We start from the raw sequence: 15268 nt of genomic DNA on the forward strand, positions 1-15268 counted from the left end.
ACGCGCTACCGGGGCCGTGGACGGTCGCTCAGTGCGGACGAGGTGTTCAGGCAACCGTGGCAGGATCGATGCCGAGCGCCTCCCGCAGGCCCCTTTCGCCCTTCGGAGTGAGGCGGACAGCGCGGCCGGAGCCGACGCGCCGCACCCAATCCAGTACCTGCAACCGGCGGCACAACTGTGCTCCGGCAGCACCGCCGAGGTGGGTGCGGCGTTCGGTCCAGTCGAGGCAGGGGCGGGCAATCGGGCGGCGAGTCCGCAGCGTGTTCGCCTCGATGCCCATCGGGCCCGTCAGCCACGCCAGACCCGCGTCGGTGAGGGCGAAGCCGCTGTCGTCATCGAGTAGTTCGCGCTCGGTCATGGCATCGGTGATCGCGACGCCGAGTCGGCCCGCGAGATGGTCGTAGCAGGTTCGGCCGCGGGCCAGGGCCGCAGCCGCGGTGGACGCGCGAAGCGTCGTGGACTCGGGCCGTGCCGGTTCCAGGTGGGCGACCATGGTCTCCAATAACTCGGCGACCTGCGAGCTCGCCAGCTGCACGTAGCGGTGCCTGCCCTGCCGGCGTTCGATGAGTAGACCACCATCGAACAGCCGGTTCAGATGTTCGGTCGCGGTGGATGGCGCCACTCCGGCATGGCGGGCCAGCTCGCCCGCCGTCCAAGCGCGACCGTCGAGCAGTGCCAGGCACATATCGGCGCGGGTGCGGTCGGCCAGCAGGGTGGCCAGTCCGGCCAGCTCGGCTCCTCGGGTTTGCACCACCCTATGATCGCGCCGGGTTGATTCGGCGACCACCGAAACGTCGGCGGGATAGCGTCGCGACATGAACAGTCCTGTGATCACCGATCCCGATCGGGTGCGGGCGGTATTGGCCGATGCCCCGATGCCCGCGGTTTCTCGCGACGTGCCACCGGCCGGGATCGCGTGGCTGCGCGCCACCGTCGCCCGATTCTGTGACGGGGCCGAACATGATCGGCGGCGAGGCCTGGTCGTGGCGGAATTGGCGCTGCTGGCTCCCGAGGTGCTGCGCGCACGGGCCAGGATGACCGATGGGAAACTGCCGCATGTTCGCGTGCTAGCGGAAGCGCTTGGGCTCCAGGATATCTCGCTATCGTCCGTCGCCGTGGCCGCCGCGCACTACCAGCCCCACGAACCCGACAGCCCGGAGGCGGATCGGGCCGTCACGGAATTGGTCGGCGCCTGCGGCGGAGTGGCCGATGAGCGGACCGCCGCGCGGATCGGTCTGCTGATCCAGGCTTGTCAGGCGACAGGTGCGCTGGTGGACAACGCACGTCGGCTCGCAGGTGCGGGTGCCGCCGATGAGATCATCGCGCGAACGTTGGTCGAGGATCCACCGGTGCGCCGCACCCGCCGCGTCCTCGACGATGAACTGGTCGAACTCGACCTCACCGGCGCGGGTCTGGGATTCGGCGCAGGGCCGCATGTCTGCCCCGGTCGCGACCATGCCATCGCCATCGCCACCGGAATCATCGAGGGGTCATGACGAACAAGACGAAGGCTTTTCACGATCTGCACCACGGGGCCGGGCCGCTGGTGCTGCCCAATGCCTGGGACTTCGGGTCGGCCGCCGTGCTGGCCGCGGAGGGGTTTGCGGCGATCGGGACCACCAGTCTGGGTGTCGCGGTGGCGGCTGGTCTCACCGATGGCGCCGGTGTCACGCGCGATGAAACACTTGCGCTGGCAAAGAGGCTCGCGCGGCTACCGGTGCCGGTCACCGTCGATATCGAGGGTGGGTTCAGCGAAGACCCGGGGACGGTTGCCGAATATGTCGCGCAGCTGGCCGGTCTGGGCATCGCCGGAGTGAACCTCGAGGATGGGCGGGCAGATACGGCTCTGGCCGAGCCCGGGCACCACGCGGAGTTGATCGCCGCGATCAAGTCGCGCGCGCCCGAGTTGTTCGTCAATGCCCGGGTCGATACGTATTGGCTGCGGCTGCAACAGGGTTCGACTCTGGCTCGCGCCGAGGAATATGTGAAGGCCGGTGCCGATGGGGTTTTCGTGCCCGGCGTGACCGATCCGGATCAGATCGGCCGGATCGTCGCGGCGGTGCCGCTGCCGGTCAACATGTTGTACTCGGTCGCCGGGCCGTCGATCGCGGAACTCGCGGCCTTGGGTGTGCGGCGCATCAGCACGGGATCGCTGCTGTATCGCGCGGCGCTGGCCGGGATCGTGGATGTAGCGCGGGCGGTGCGCGACGGCGGGGCCATTCGCTCCGGCATTCCCAGCTACCGCGAAATCCAGGCGATCACGGGGTCGTAAGAAACCGCCGAAAGATTTCTGTCCGCGATGTCGATTCAGCGGGTAGCCGCTCGTGTAGGAGGTGAAGCCGGTAGCGGACCGGCCAGCAACAGGAAGGACTTCCTCATGAGCAAGATCATCGCGGTCGAGCACGTCACCCTGGACGGCGTCATGCAGGCCCCCGGCCGGGCCGACGAGGACGTCAGGGACGGTTTCCGGTACGGCGGCTGGGCGCATCGCCACGACGATCCGGTGCAGGCCCAGGTGATGGGCGAACATATGGCGACCCACCACGGAGCGCTGCTGTTGGGGCGGCGGACCTATGAGGACTTCTACGGCTTCTGGCCGCATCAGACCGACAATCCGTTCACCGAGGTGCTTAACAAGACCGAGAAGTTCGTCGCGTCCCGGACGCTGACCGAGCCGCTGCCCTGGCAGAACTCCACGCTGCTTGCCGACGCCGTCCCCGCGGTGGCCGACCTGGGTCAGGATCTCGTGGTGCTCGGCAGCGGCGACCTGCTGCGATCACTGATGCGGCATGATCTGGTCGACGAGCTTCTGCTGCTGATCCACCCGATCGTGGTCGGCGGCGGGCAGCGGCTGTTCGACGGGGTCGGCCTCGGCGAATTGCGACTCGTCGACAGCGTCGCGACCACCACCGGCGTGGTGATCGTCACCTATCAGCGGGATGAGGAGAAGCGATGAAGCAGTACCTGCTCAGCATCTACCAGCCCGACGACGTCGCGCCGCCGGACAATCTCGACGAGATCATGCGCGACCTGGAAGCCGTCAACGACGAGATGCGGGCCGCGGGCGCATGGGTTTTCGCCGCTGGACTGCATCCGCCGAGCACCGCCACCGTGCTGCGTGCCAGCGCCGACGACGTGCTCATCACCGATGGGCCGTACGTCGAAAGTAAGGAGCACATAGGCGGATTCACCATCATCCAGGTGGCGAATCTCGATGAAGCACTCGAATGGGGTCGCAGGGTGGCGGCGGTGGTGACCCTGCCGATCGAGATCAGACCGCTCGCCGATGGTTGAGGTCACCCCGGCCGTGATCGAGGACGTCTTCACCGAACATTACGGTCGCGCGGTCGCCAGCCTGATTCGCGTCTTCGGCGATATCACCGTCGCCGAAGACGCGGTGCAGGATGCCTTTACGGCCGCGGTGCAGCGCTGGCCGACGGACGGACTGCCGCCGAGCCCACCGGGCTGGATCATCACTACGGCCCGCAATCGCGTCATCGATAGACTGCGCCGCGAGGCAACGCGGCACGATCGTCATGTCGTGGCCGCCCTCCTGCGCGCCGACGACGAACCGCCCGATTCCGTTGCGGTGCAGGATGATCGGCTCCGACTGATCTTCACCTGCTGTCACCCGGCCCTGTCGCTCAACGCACAGGTCGCGCTCACCTTGCGACTGCTCGGCGGGTTGACTACCCCCGAAATCGCCCACGCCTTCCTCACTTCCGAATCGACAATGGCCCAGCGGCTCGTCCGAGCCAAGGGCAAGATCCGCGACGCACGCATCCCGTACCGGGTCCCCCGCGATGCGGACCTACCCGCCCGGCTCCGCGCGGTCCTCGCCGTCATCTACCTCATCTTCACCGAAGGTCACACGGCCACCTCGGGCGATCGCCTCGTGCGGGCCGAGCTGTGTAGCGAGGCAATCCGCCTGGGGCGCTTACTCATCGAGCTGATGCCCGATGAGCCGGAGGTGCGTGGGCTGCTCGCCTTGATGTTGCTCACCGAATCACGTCGGGACGCGCGCACCGCGCCGGACGGTTCGCTCGTACCACTGCCGGAACAGGATCGCCTTCGCTGGAATCGCGCCCTCATCGCAGAGGGCCAAGCACTCGTCCGAGAGTGCCTGCGCCGCAACCAACCCGGTCCGTATCAGATCCAAGCGGCGATCAATGCGGTACATGCGGACGCTCCGGACGCGAAATCCACTGACTGGCAACAGATCCTACGTCTGTACGACCAATTGTCCACCGTGGCACCGAGTCCGGTGGTGGCCCTGAACCGGACAGTGGCGGTCGCCGAGGTCGCGGGAGCGGATGCGGCGCTCGCGCTACTCAACGAAATCGACCTCCCGAACCACCATCTGTACCACGCGATCCGCGCCGATCTGCTACGCCGACTCGGTCGCAACACCGAGGCGATCCGCGCCTACGACACCGCCATCACCCGTACGCCCAACACCGCCGAACGGACCTTCCTACGGCGACAACGGGACAACCTCGCCTCGGCTAACTAGAGCGATGAGCGGTTTCACTTACTCTGCCCTAATGGTGGTACCGGATCTCTGCGGCCAACTCGCGTTGCCGAGTATCAACTCCCACCGATGACGCCGTACTTCTTCCACCAGTCGAACAGTGGGACCGCGCCGGTGGAGTCGCCGGCGAAGGCGATGGCCAAGACGAAGTCGCGTTCGTCCGTCCATTCCAGCGCCGGTACCGGTAGTGCGCTGCCGGTACTCCGAGTGCAGGCTAGATTGCCGGTGTAGATGGTCTGACCGTTGTGGGTTACCTTGCTCGAGCGATCGAGTTTGCCGTCAGGGCAGGGGACGACCGCGCCTCGGATGGTGGCCTGGTACGCGTCGTTGAGAGCGGCAAGGTTCGGATACAAATAGAAGTGGGCTTCCGGCGTGCCGCCGACGTTCGGTGTGCCGGTGGGATTCGCATTGCATGACAGGGCGGCCACGCTGGTGGCGTCGCCCTTGCCCCGTCGGCAGTTGCTGGCGCTGTAGCCCTGTGGCAGCAATTGCAAGAGGTTCTTTTCGGCGGGAGTGAGCTGCGCGGACGAAGGGGCTGGTGATGATGCGGCCGGTATCGACACCGGGGGCGGTGCGGGGTTCGCGGAAGTCGGAGTTGGCGGGTTGATGACAGAGTAGAGCCCCCACCCGCCCAATGCGAGTGCTGCGACGCCCGCCACCGAGCCGAGCGCGATCAGCGCTCGCACCTTCCATCGGTGGACGGCGGGCTGGGGGCCCGCGAACGCCTGCCGTCCGGGTGGGGCGGGCCACGGAACAGGAGGAGACGGCACCTGATCGGCCTGGGGCCAGACCGATCCTGCCGCGGCCTGACCTGCCGCCGAGGGCGGCCATGGGGTGCCGTCGAGCGGAGAGTCGCCCAGATTCGACGGCCCGGCCGGGACGCCCGGCACGGGATATCGGATGGTGGTGGGAGCTGCGGGCGGTTGACCAGCTGGGTGCTCCACGCCAGGTTCGCTGCGATGGTCATCCGGCGCCTTGGTCGGCACTGCCTCGTGATGCTCGGCCGGAGCTTCCTGGGCGATTGTGGCCAGGTGGGCGCGCTCAGGCTCGGTCAACACGGCGGCTGCAGCCAACGCCAAGTCGCCGGCGCTCGGGTAGCGGTCGGCTGGATCGCGGGCCATCCCGCGCGCGACGACCGCATCGAATCCAGGCGATAGACCAGGACGAACCGCGGATGGTTTCGGCGAGGGCTCCAACATCAGCGCCCGTATCAGTGTGGCGAACGAGTCGGCGTGGTACGGCCGCTCGCCGGTCAAGCATTCATGCAACACGCAGCCCAACGAGTACACGTCGGCGCGATTGGTCACCGCGACGTTCTCGAACCGTTCGGGCGCCATATAGGAGAACGTGCCGATGGCGTGACCCGTGTTCGTCAGCCGGGGGTCAGTAGGGGTCGTCGCCAGACCGAAGTCGACGAGGTACGCGAAATCGTCGCCGGTCATATTGTCACGAGTGATCAGGATGTTTTCGGGTTTGATGTCGCGATGCACCCGATGATCGGCGTGGGTGGCATCCAGCGCGGACGCCACCTGCTGCACGATGGAAACCGCTCGCGCCGGCGACATCGGCCCGTAACCGGTCAACAACTTACGCAGATCCGGACCGTCGATGAGCCGCATGTCTATATAGAGGCGGCCATCGACCTCACCCCAGTCGTGGATCGGCACCACGTGCGGATTGCTGAGCCGCGCCGCGCCGTGCGACTCGCGCCGGAACCGCTCTCGATACTCGGGGTCGGCGCCCAGCGCCTCCGGCAACAGTTTCAACGCGATGTTGCGGTCTTTGACGGTGTCATAGGCTTCATACACCTCACCCATTCCGCCCCGACCGATCAGCCGCAACACCTGATACCGTCCGAACCGCGTTCCCAGTCGGGATTCGCTCTCGGCGCTCATCGCGAGGGCCCGCCCATTCTCCTGCGCCGCCCACACAAGGAGCCGGCGTCAGCGAGCCTGCCGGCGACAGGGGATAGATCAGAATCTCCGAGCCCAACGATGACCGCCGAACCGGCCGAAACTTGACTAGCGCCGTTGATATCGTCTCTATTCACGGCAGCCCTCCACAAAGACGGAAGCCACGACGAACTCAGCTCAAATGTCCATGATAGCACTTTGCTATGATGACGCCGGGCGCGACCCCGACGATGGGTGAGTCCGCCTGGAGCAGGTCCATCCGGCAAGGTCAGGGTCGGCGCGGAAGCTGGCGCCTTCGATGAGTCGGATTGTTGTCGGTGTCGGCAATTCCAGGCTCAGAGGCTCGCCTTGACGAATCCTTGGTGGGCATTTGCGCCCCCACCGACCAGCAGCATTCGTTGCAAGCTGGTCGGTGACTGGCCGGCCATCCCGATAAACCCGTACTCGCCTCCCAGCCGGGTCGGCTCTCGTCGGCCGAATCAGCGTCGAGCCCTGACTCGTGCGCGGCTGCTCAGCCGGGAGGTCGAGGATTCGTCCAGAATTCGTCCAGAATTCGTCCAGGCGGCGGCCCGACTCTGGTCTTGCCAAACCGGCACACCCGACCAGCACAAGGAGACATAACCATGTTCGGACACCGCCTGTCCCGCACGATCGCCAGCGCCCTGATCGCCGCCACGGCTGGCATCGGTGGCGTCGCCGTCGCCGCGACAGCCACCGCCGCTCCCAGCGCCCCCAGCACCACAAGTGACGCTCGATTCCTGAACCTGATCCGGCAAGAGGGCATCGGATTCGCCTCACTCGCGGCCGCAATCGGCGACGCCCACCATGTCTGCCGCGCCATTGCAGGCGGCCAAACCCCGGTCGCCGTCAGCAAGGACATCCTTCACAATACCGACCTCACCACCCGCCAATCCGCGGTCTTCGTCGTCGCCTCGGTCGACACCTACTGCCCGCAATACCACAAACTCCTTGCCGCCTGACCCACCCGTAAGCGCGGGGCCGGGCCCGGGCCCGGCCCCCGCAACCCAGGCGAGCCACGGGTGCCGACCGGACCTGCGGCAGAGGCCCCAGCCCGTACGCGACCGCACAGATCCCGCCCGCGACGGCGGGCGGAACCAGCAAGCACCGGCACCGCGGTGTCACTCCTAACGGCTTGGGCCAGCCGTCACGCGACGGGAAGTTTCGGGCGGGACGCTGGGAAAGTGCCTGCCAGGCTCGCTATCACGCTCATAATCAAGTGAGGTGGGCACATCGATACCCCTGAAGGAGTCGAACGCGATGGCCGACACCGGTGTGAGCTTTCGCGTATTGGGGCCCTTGCAGTTGACTATCGGCGACAGCACGGTGGAGCTGGGCACCCCGAAACTGCGCGCGGTGGCCGCGATGTTGGTGCTCAACCGGAACCGTCCGGTCGCAATCGACGCCCTGACCAGCGCCGCGTGGGAAGACTGTCCGCCGCCGAAGGCGCGTGCCAGCATCCATTCCTACATTTCCGACCTCCGTAAGATCTTTGCCGACCACGGTGTCGACCCGCGGGCCGCACTCGCGACCGCTGCGCCCGGCTACCGGCTCGCCGTCGCCGACGCCGACTACGACCTGGCCCGGTTCACCGCCGCGAAGACCGCTGGCGTTAAGGCTGCGGCTGTCGGGCAGTTCGAGCAGGCCAGCCGACACCTGACCGCGGCCTTGAACGAATGGCACGGTCCGGTGCTGGCCGACCTGCACGAGTTCCAGTTCGTAACGACGTTCGCTACGGCGTTAGACGAAGACAAGCTGCTCGCCCACACCGCGTACGCCGAAGCCGAAATCGCGGGCGGACGCGCCCACGAGGTCATCGTGGAACTGCAGACGCTCACCGCCCTGTACCCCTATCGGGAACCGCTGTGGGCGCAGCTCATCACCGCGCTGTATCTGGCCCACCGACAGGCTGACGCGCTCGACGCCTGCCGACGTCTACGCACCATTCTCGAGCACGATCTCGGCATCGACCCTGGACACACTATCCGTGATCTGGAGACACGGATCTTGCGTCAACAACCGCTCGACGTCATACAGGCCGCGATGACCACCGCCACGCTCCATATGAAGACGTTGGAGAACCGGAGCGCCGGACAAGGTGGCTCGACCACTGCACACCTGCGTGATCTCACCACCGGCAGCGACTATCCGCTCCGATCCGCCTCCACCAAGATCGGTCGTCTGCCCGACAACGACATCGTGCTCGACAATGCCGCCATCAGCCGCCACCACGCCGTCGTCGTCGACACCGGTACCAGCTACATAGTCTGCGACCTGCGGTCCGCCAATGGCGTGCACATCCACAACCAGCGCATCCGCGGCAGCGCGGCCCTCACCGACGGCGACCGAATTCGCATCGGCGACCACCAGCTGATGTTCGAGGCATCACCAAATTGACAGCGCGCCTGCGGGGATCGTCAATAGAACGGGTACCGCTTCCGATGCTTGTGCAGATGAGTGGCCACGTCGTACAACGGGTCACCGAAGAGCGCGGAACTCCCAATCGATGGAATACGACCGCATCGTCGTGAATGAACGCTTCGTACGCGTCGAGGAATACGACATACGGTTTCTTCCCCGCTGTCGCGGCCTTCAAATCCTCGGCGAATAGATACGACACTGCGGCTTGCAGATTGGCGAGGCTGAGTTGATCGAGCTCCTGCAGGATCGGGTCGTGTCGGATCTGGTGCGTGCGAACCGCGAGCACCCGATTCCTCTTTGCGGTCCCCTCGCGTTGAGCACTGCCTAGATCCTGTCAGACAGCGATGTGGTTCGCGGCGTAACCGATGGGGTCTTTAGGCCTGCGTGGGCTGAGCGGGTGCTCGGCGTCGCCGCGCCGGACAATGTCTCGCCCGGCGCGACTGCCGAATGAGGGCCGGGGCTACCCGCCGACGTTTGTAATCAGTCCGGACTGTCGGAGGAAGATCAGGTTGTCTTCGTAGTGCCATCTTCGATGGTTCGGGCGTCGGGGTTCGCGTGTTGGATGTCGAGTGAGAGGCGGTTCATGCGAGACGACCTCCGCCATCGATGTGCAGGGTGGTGCCGGTCAGGAACGGGTTGGTCAGGGCTAGGAGGGCAGCGGCGGAGATGTCGGATGGGTGACCAACTCGGCGGGCGGGGTTCGTGGTGGCGATACTTGCGAGGAATTGGTTCTTGTCGGGGCCCAGTCCGTCCCATGCGCCGGAGTCGACGATGCCTGGGGAGAGGGCGTTGACGCGGATGGGTGCCAGTTCGACTGCGAGGGCTTCGGCGAGAAAGCTCACCGCGCCGTTGGTGGTGGCCATGACCGCCCGTCCCGGCGCGGGCCGCCAAGCCGCGACGCCGGAGAACAGGAGGATCGCGCCCCCGCCGTGAATTCTGGGGGCGAAGTGTTTGGCGAGCAGGAGAGGGCCGATAACCTTCGCGTCGAATGCCTGATCGACGGCGCTTCGATCCAGCTGCGTCACAGGACCGTTGGCGTGTGCGGCCGCCACCGAGACCAGGTAGTCCAGGTTGCCGATCTGCTCGGCGAGCACGCGGATCGAATCCTCATCGGTCAGGTCGACCGTCGCGCCGACCACAGACGCACTCGGCCCGGACGGATCGTGAGCGCCGTTGGTCGCATAGTCGTCCACAATCCGGGCAACCGCACGATCGACGGCCTCGCGATCCCGTCCGGCGAGCACGACATGCGCACCCGCATCAAGCGCGTCCGCGGCGATCTGCCGCCCGATTCCGGAACGTCCTCCGATGACGAGCAGCTTCTTCCCATTCATCGCATCCGACATGTTTTGCCTCCTCGGTGTTTGTTGCCTTTCACCGAGATCGAACGTGGTCCGGCACCGCCGCAATCCCATCGCGCCATGAATCTTTTCTCAGTTTTCGATAGAATCTCCGAATGGCAACATTGCGCGCCCTGGAATGCCTTGTCGCCGTGCTGGATTACGGCTCCGTGACCGAAGCCGCCGCGCGCCTGCACATGTCGCAGCCCGCCTTGTCGCATCAGATCGCGGCCCTGGAACGCGAAATCGGCACGCCGGTGGTGCAGCGGCTACCGCGCGGCGTACGCCCGACCGCGGCAGGCCGGGCGATCGTCGCGGACGCGCGGGCCGCGCTCACCGCCGCGGAGCGGGTCGTCAGCACCGGCCGCGCCATCGCTGAGGGCACCGAGGGACAACTTCGCATCGGTTGCGCGGAGAGCATGACGGCCGGACTGCTCGCGCCGGTCCTGCGTGCCTGGCATCGGCGAAGCCCAGGCATCCACCTCGCATTGACGGAACTGTCGAGCGCCGACGCGCTGGCTGAACTGGCCGCGTCGGGGCAGGTGGATATCGCAATCGGTCCCCAGCCTGCGCATTGGGACGGACAGTTGGATGTCATCGGCACGGAGGAGATCGTCGCGGTCTTGCCGACCACCGAACAGACAAGTTCGGCACTGACTTTCGCCGATATCGCGGCCCAACCGATCGTGCATTATCACCCGGACAACGGCCTCGGCGTCTGGCTCGACCAGATCGCCGCCGACCACAGCGTCACCCTCACCGCGGCGACCCGAACCCGTCAGGCCACCACCGCAGCCCAGCTGGCGGCCGCCGGACTCGGCGTCGCACTGGTCCCGACCACCGCGTTGACCGCGTCGTTCAGCGGCGCGGTAGCCAGTATGAAACCACGTCTGACCCGGAACGTCGTGGCCTTGACCTGCACGCCGAATGATCCACTGGTACAACGCTTCACAGCTGACCTGCATCGTCGCGGCATTCCAGTTCCCGCGTCGATCGCAGCCCAGCTCACCCCGCGCTGACGGGAGAGCACCGAGTTCGGCTTCCTCGCCATCGCTCGCAGCGCAGAGACGTAGCCAGCGCAGTCCGCGTGGCTGCACCACGCGCCGGTTATTAATGCCACGCGGACCCGCAGCACCCACCGAGATCGCCCCGGCGGTGATTTTCCCCGAACTGGTCGGCCCTGATCACCGCCGACAAGCCACCTACCGCTCAGTGCTTGCGCACCACCCGCTCCCCCTGTCCCGGCTTCCAGATGGTGATGTCCAGGTGATCGTCGATGACCTCGACGGTGGAGGCGCTGGTCAGGTCTGCGGTGTAGAAGTGGTCGAACTCTTGGTCGCGGATGTCGAATCCGGATTCGTCGAACAACTGTTGTGCGAAGCGGGCGTGCACGTCTTTGTCCGGGAGGTCGATAACCGTGCCGAAGAGCTTTGCGTCACCGTCGCCGACCTGTGTGTCGACGGTCGCGGTGTGCAGGCAGAAGCGGGGGTCGCGGGCGAGATCCTTGAACTTGGTGGTGTTCGGCATGCCCGCGATCACCAGCATGTCCTCGAAAATCCGCGGTTCGACGGGGCTGATGCGCGGGAAACCGTCGGAGCGCAGGGTACCGAGCATGCAGAGATTGCCGGTGGCCTGGTGGCGACGAGTGAACACGGTCGCGATGCGTGGGGCTTCTTCGGTGAACTGGCTCCATGTGGTCATGCGGTCGACGGTACGAGCCAAACATGACATCTTCTGTCAGGTTTTATGGCTAATCTCGAATCATGCGAGCGAGTCGACTGGTGCAGCTGTTGTTGCTGCTGCAGACCCGCGGCCGGACCACGGGGCCGGAGCTGGCGCGCGAGCTGGAGGTGTCGGTGCGCACGGTGTATCGCGATATCGAGGCGCTGTCGGCGGCGGGCGTGCCGATCTACAGCGAACCGGGTCGGACCGGTGGCGTGCGGCTGGTCGACGGGTACCGCACCCGGTTGACCGGTCTCACCACCGAGGAAGCCGATGCGGTACTGCTCGCAGGACAACCTGCGGCCGCCGCTGATCTCGGACTAGGCACGGTATTGGCGACCGCGCAGCTCAAGGTGCTGGCCGCATTGCCACCCGAATTGCGCGGCCGGGCAACACGAATCGCGGAACGTGTGCACGTGGATGCGCCGGGCTGGTTCCGCCGCCCCGACGAAACACCAACGCTGGCAGCGGTTGCCGATGCGTTGTGGCACGACAGGCGACTCGATATCCATTATCGGCGTAAGGATCGCGCCGTCGAACGCCGCCTCGATCCGCTCGGCCTCGTGTTGAAGGCCGGAACTTGGTATCTCGTCGCACGCGACGGATCGGCCATCCGCTCCTATCGGGTCAGCCGGATCACCTCGGCTGTGCCGTCGGGCGAATCCTTCACGCGGCCAAATGATTTCAACCTCGCTGCGCATTGGTCGGAATCCGCCGATGATTTCGCCCGATCGATGCTTCGAGTGCGGGCTCGCTGCCGGATCGCGGCCGCCCAGCTGCCGCTGCTCCGGTTGATGATCGAGCCCGCCGCGGTCGTCGAGGCGATGGCATCGGCAACCGAACCGGACGCCGAGGGCTGGGTTGAAGCAACCATTCCCTCGGAGTCCTACGAGGTTCTAGCGAGTGCGATCCTGCCGCTCGGCCAATTCTGTGAGGTTCTCGACCCGCCAGAATTCCGCGACCGGCTCGCTGCCACGGCCTTCGCGATGGCCGAGCGCTATCGAGGCCCGCGAGTTTCCTGAGCCCACCCACCCAGTGCAAAGAGTGTGGGCAACCTCAGCGCAGCGAGCGGAAGAATGCGCGCACATCGTTGGTCAGCAAATCCGGCGCCTCCATTGCCGCGAAGTGACCGCCCCGGTCGTATTCGGTCCATCGCACGATGTTGTGCTGCTGCTGCGCGAGCACACGAATGGAATTGTCACCGGCGAATACCGCTGCCGCAGTCGGCACGCCGGAATTCCGCAGCGGCATCCCCCACGAGTCCCCCTCCCCGTACAGCCGGATCGAGGAGACGAAGGTCCTGGTGAACCAATAGAGGCTGACATTGGTCAGCAGCGCATCGCGATCCACCGCCGCATCGGGCAATTCGAGCGCGGGATTGGTCCAGCGCTGAAAGAGATCCACGATCCAGGCCAGCAGCCCGGCGGGCGAATCGTGCATGCCGATGGCCAGGGTCTGCGGGCGGCCCGCCTGCACCATCGCATAGCCGTACCGGGTGTAGCTCTCGCTCCCAGTGAGTTTGTCCAACTTCGCCCGATCCTCGGGGCTGTAGTCCGGCTCTGTTCCGTCATCGCTCCAGGACGGCAGTGTGATCGGACCGTTCACATGGATGCCGAGCACATGGTCGGTGGCGATGCGCCCCAGTTCGGTCGAGACGAAGAAACCCGCGTCACCGCCCTGCGCCCCGTACCGGTCGTAGCCGAGCCGGGCCATCAACTTTGCCACCACCTGCGCGAACTGCTCTGTCGAACCGTCCCCGACCTTCGGCCCGACCTCGGAGAAGGCGAATCCGGGCAACGACGGGATGACCAGATGGAATGCATCGGCCGGATCCCCGCCGTGCGTGCGCGGGTCGCTCAAAGGCCCGATCACATCGAGGAATTCGACGAACGAGCCGGGCCAGCCGTGGTTCAAAACCAACGGCACGGCATCGGGTTCGGGCGAGCAGACGTGCAGGAAATGCACCTGCTGTCCGTCGATCTCGGTGACGAAGTGCGGCAGCTCGTTCAGTCGCGCTTCGACCGCGCGCCAATCATATTCGGACCGCCAGTACTCTGCGAGGTCCCTCATATACGAGATGGATGCGCCCTTATCCCAACCGCCGCCCGGGATTTCATCCGGCCACGCGGTATTCGCCAGCCGGGCGTGCAGGTCATCGATCCGGGCCTGCGGGATCTCGATGCGGAAGGGGCGGATGTCCTGTTCGGTGCTCATGGAAACGACGCTATGACCCCCTTAGGACAGGCACGTTCCTAAGAATCTGACATTCTGGATTTCGTGTTGGAGACCTCGGCGCGCCTGCTCAAATTGCTCGCCCTGCTGCAGACCCACCGCGACTGGGCCGGAGCCGAACTCGCCGAACGACTCGGCGTCACCGGCCGCACGGTCCGCCGCGATGTGGATCGGCTGCGTGAACTCGGCTACCCGGTGCACGCCACACAGGGCACCGCGGGCTATCGGCTGGGCGCCGGGGCTGCCCTGCCGCCACTGTTGCTCGATGACGAGGAGGCCGTCGCGGTGGCGGTCGGCCTGCGCAGCGCCTCCGATGGCACCGTCGCGGGTATCGAGGAGGCATCGCTGCGCGCACTCAGCAAACTCGAGCAGGTGCTGCCGCCGCGACTGCGCCACCGCGTCCGCACGCTGCGTGGCGCGATGGTTCGGGTCGGGACACCGGACGCAACGGTCGAACCGGACACCTTGATGGCCGTCGCCGAGGCCTGTCAACGGCACGAACGCCTGCGCTTCGACTATCGCGCGCACAGCGGCGCCACCACCCGTCGTACGGTGGAGCCGCACAGCCTGGTGCACTTCAGCAGGCGGTGGTACCTCGTCGCCTGGGATGTCGATCGCGGTGACTGGCGCACCTTCCGGGCCGACCGCGTCTCGCCCCGAACACCCACCGGCCCAAGCTTCACTCCGCGTGAGCTCCCGGAAGGCGATGTCGCGGCGCACCTTTCGCTACAACTGTCGTCCCGGGCGTGGCCGCATCAGGCAATTGCCCTGCTGCACAAGTCCGCCGAGGATGCCGCGGCGAATGTCTGGCCCGGCATGGGCGTCATCGAAGCCGTCGACGACCACAGCTGTCATCTGCACGTCGGCGCGGATACGCCGGAGGCACTGGTCTGGATGATCACCTCGGTGGATATCGACTTCACACTGCTCAGCGGCCCACCCGAACTCGTCACTGCCATCCGGGCCCAAGCCGACCGCTGCGCAACCGCCCTCCGCAACTTCGACTGATTCGCTCGACAACGCCGATCGAACACCGCCACAGGCGCTTTCACCTGCACCGACAACGGCATTGAGTCGCATGGCCGCCCGCC

General features: G+C 66.1%; 15 protein-coding genes. 10 read left to right on the forward strand and 5 right to left on the reverse strand.

The genetic code is table 11. From position 1 onward, the window contains the following. Positions 1–46 precede the first annotated feature (46 nt). A complete protein-coding gene (locus AB0J47_RS27910) occupies positions 47–751 on the reverse strand; it encodes a winged helix-turn-helix domain-containing protein (RefSeq protein WP_364352198.1) in 705 nt (234 codons plus the stop codon). Positions 752–815: 64 nt separating this feature from the next. Here AB0J47_RS27910 and AB0J47_RS27915 point away from each other — a divergent pair, with 64 nt between their 5' ends. The 5 genes from AB0J47_RS27915 (at position 816) to AB0J47_RS27935 (ending at position 4513) form a co-directional block, all read left to right on the forward strand. Next, positions 816–1496, forward strand: coding sequence for a hypothetical protein (locus AB0J47_RS27915; protein ID WP_364352201.1), 681 nt, complete (start codon positions 816–818; stop codon positions 1494–1496). After that, positions 1493–2272: an isocitrate lyase/phosphoenolpyruvate mutase family protein gene (locus AB0J47_RS27920; RefSeq protein WP_364352204.1), complete on the forward strand. Its 780-nt coding sequence runs from the start codon at positions 1493–1495 to the stop codon at positions 2270–2272. The genes AB0J47_RS27915 and AB0J47_RS27920 overlap by 4 nt, the downstream gene beginning before the upstream one ends. 105 nt (positions 2273–2377) lie before the next feature. After that, positions 2378–2956: a dihydrofolate reductase family protein gene (locus tag AB0J47_RS27925; RefSeq protein ID WP_364352207.1), complete on the forward strand. Its 579-nt coding sequence runs from the start codon at positions 2378–2380 to the stop codon at positions 2954–2956. Then, on the forward strand, positions 2953–3294 hold the full coding sequence (locus AB0J47_RS27930) for a YciI family protein (protein ID WP_364352210.1): 342 nt from the start codon (positions 2953–2955) through the stop codon (positions 3292–3294). Before AB0J47_RS27925 ends, AB0J47_RS27930 begins: the two co-directional genes overlap by 4 nt. Then, positions 3287–4513, forward strand: a complete 1227-nt coding sequence (locus AB0J47_RS27935) for an RNA polymerase sigma factor (protein WP_364352213.1) — start codon at positions 3287–3289, stop codon at positions 4511–4513. Before AB0J47_RS27930 ends, AB0J47_RS27935 begins: the two co-directional genes overlap by 8 nt. A 74-nt stretch (positions 4514–4587) precedes the next feature. Here AB0J47_RS27935 and AB0J47_RS27940 read toward each other — a convergent pair whose 3' ends face one another. Next, the gene (locus tag AB0J47_RS27940; RefSeq protein WP_364352216.1) at positions 4588–6426 is read right to left on the reverse strand and encodes a serine/threonine-protein kinase; all 1839 of its coding nucleotides are present in this window, start codon (positions 6424–6426) and stop codon (positions 4588–4590) included. Positions 6427–7067: 641 nt separating this feature from the next. Between AB0J47_RS27940 and AB0J47_RS27945 the strand changes: the two genes are divergently transcribed. Continuing rightward, positions 7068–7424, forward strand: a complete 357-nt coding sequence (locus AB0J47_RS27945; RefSeq protein WP_364352219.1) for a DUF732 domain-containing protein — start codon at positions 7068–7070, stop codon at positions 7422–7424. Positions 7425–7722: 298 nt separating this feature from the next. Then, a complete protein-coding gene (locus tag AB0J47_RS27950; protein WP_364352222.1) occupies positions 7723–8859 on the forward strand; it encodes a BTAD domain-containing putative transcriptional regulator in 1137 nt (378 codons plus the stop codon). A gap of 605 nt (positions 8860–9464) precedes the next feature. On the opposite strand, the gene AB0J47_RS27955 is transcribed toward AB0J47_RS27950, so the two are convergent. Next, complete coding sequence (locus tag AB0J47_RS27955) at positions 9465–10229, reverse strand: SDR family oxidoreductase (RefSeq protein ID WP_364352225.1); 765 nt, start codon at positions 10227–10229, stop codon at positions 9465–9467. Positions 10230–10339: 110 nt separating this feature from the next. On the opposite strand from AB0J47_RS27955, the gene AB0J47_RS27960 reads away from it, so the two are divergent. Beyond that, the gene (locus tag AB0J47_RS27960; RefSeq protein WP_364352228.1) at positions 10340–11242 is read left to right on the forward strand and encodes a LysR family transcriptional regulator; all 903 of its coding nucleotides are present in this window, start codon (positions 10340–10342) and stop codon (positions 11240–11242) included. Between the two features lie 190 nt (positions 11243–11432). Here the strand turns inward: AB0J47_RS27960 and AB0J47_RS27965 are convergent, their stop codons facing one another. Further along, entirely contained in the window at positions 11433–11924 is a 492-nt protein-coding gene (locus tag AB0J47_RS27965; protein ID WP_364352231.1) for a pyridoxamine 5'-phosphate oxidase family protein, read from the reverse strand. A 62-nt stretch (positions 11925–11986) separates the two neighbouring features. Here AB0J47_RS27965 and AB0J47_RS27970 point away from each other — a divergent pair, with 62 nt between their 5' ends. Next, positions 11987–12967 (forward strand): YafY family protein, encoded by a 981-nt coding sequence (locus AB0J47_RS27970; RefSeq protein WP_364352234.1) that lies wholly within the window; start codon positions 11987–11989, stop codon positions 12965–12967. A gap of 34 nt (positions 12968–13001) precedes the next feature. On the opposite strand, the gene AB0J47_RS27975 is transcribed toward AB0J47_RS27970, so the two are convergent. Beyond that, positions 13002–14159, reverse strand: a complete 1158-nt coding sequence (locus tag AB0J47_RS27975; protein ID WP_364352237.1) for an epoxide hydrolase family protein — start codon at positions 14157–14159, stop codon at positions 13002–13004. A gap of 63 nt (positions 14160–14222) precedes the next feature. On the opposite strand from AB0J47_RS27975, the gene AB0J47_RS27980 reads away from it, so the two are divergent. After that, positions 14223–15185: a YafY family protein gene (locus AB0J47_RS27980; RefSeq protein WP_364352240.1), complete on the forward strand. Its 963-nt coding sequence runs from the start codon at positions 14223–14225 to the stop codon at positions 15183–15185. The last annotated feature ends 83 nt before the right edge of the window (positions 15186–15268 follow it).

It is taken from the genome of Nocardia sp. NPDC049737, assembly GCF_040674755.1.
In the GTDB taxonomy this organism is placed as follows: Bacteria; Actinomycetota; Actinomycetes; order Mycobacteriales; family Mycobacteriaceae; genus Nocardia.

Bases quoted from the DNA above. Each gene is read 5' to 3' on its own strand.
- AB0J47_RS27915 (WP_364352201.1), top strand. From the start codon at position 816: ATGAACAGTCCTGTGATCACCGATCCCGATCGGGTGCGGGCGGTATTG.
- AB0J47_RS27920 (WP_364352204.1), top strand. From the start codon at position 1,493: ATGACGAACAAGACGAAGGCTTTTCACGATCTGCACCACGGGGCCGGG.
- AB0J47_RS27925 (WP_364352207.1), top strand. From the start codon at position 2,378: ATGAGCAAGATCATCGCGGTCGAGCACGTCACCCTGGACGGCGTCATG.
- AB0J47_RS27930 (WP_364352210.1), top strand. From the start codon at position 2,953: ATGAAGCAGTACCTGCTCAGCATCTACCAGCCCGACGACGTCGCGCCG.
- AB0J47_RS27935 (WP_364352213.1), top strand. From the start codon at position 3,287: ATGGTTGAGGTCACCCCGGCCGTGATCGAGGACGTCTTCACCGAACAT.
- AB0J47_RS27940 (WP_364352216.1), bottom strand. From the start codon at position 6,426: ATGAGCGCCGAGAGCGAATCCCGACTGGGAACGCGGTTCGGACGGTAT.
- AB0J47_RS27945 (WP_364352219.1), top strand. From the start codon at position 7,068: ATGTTCGGACACCGCCTGTCCCGCACGATCGCCAGCGCCCTGATCGCC.
- AB0J47_RS27950 (WP_364352222.1), top strand. From the start codon at position 7,723: ATGGCCGACACCGGTGTGAGCTTTCGCGTATTGGGGCCCTTGCAGTTG.
- AB0J47_RS27955 (WP_364352225.1), bottom strand. From the start codon at position 10,229: ATGTCGGATGCGATGAATGGGAAGAAGCTGCTCGTCATCGGAGGACGT.
- AB0J47_RS27960 (WP_364352228.1), top strand. From the start codon at position 10,340: ATGGCAACATTGCGCGCCCTGGAATGCCTTGTCGCCGTGCTGGATTAC.
- AB0J47_RS27965 (WP_364352231.1), bottom strand. From the start codon at position 11,924: ATGACCACATGGAGCCAGTTCACCGAAGAAGCCCCACGCATCGCGACC.
- AB0J47_RS27970 (WP_364352234.1), top strand. From the start codon at position 11,987: ATGCGAGCGAGTCGACTGGTGCAGCTGTTGTTGCTGCTGCAGACCCGC.
- AB0J47_RS27975 (WP_364352237.1), bottom strand. From the start codon at position 14,159: ATGAGCACCGAACAGGACATCCGCCCCTTCCGCATCGAGATCCCGCAG.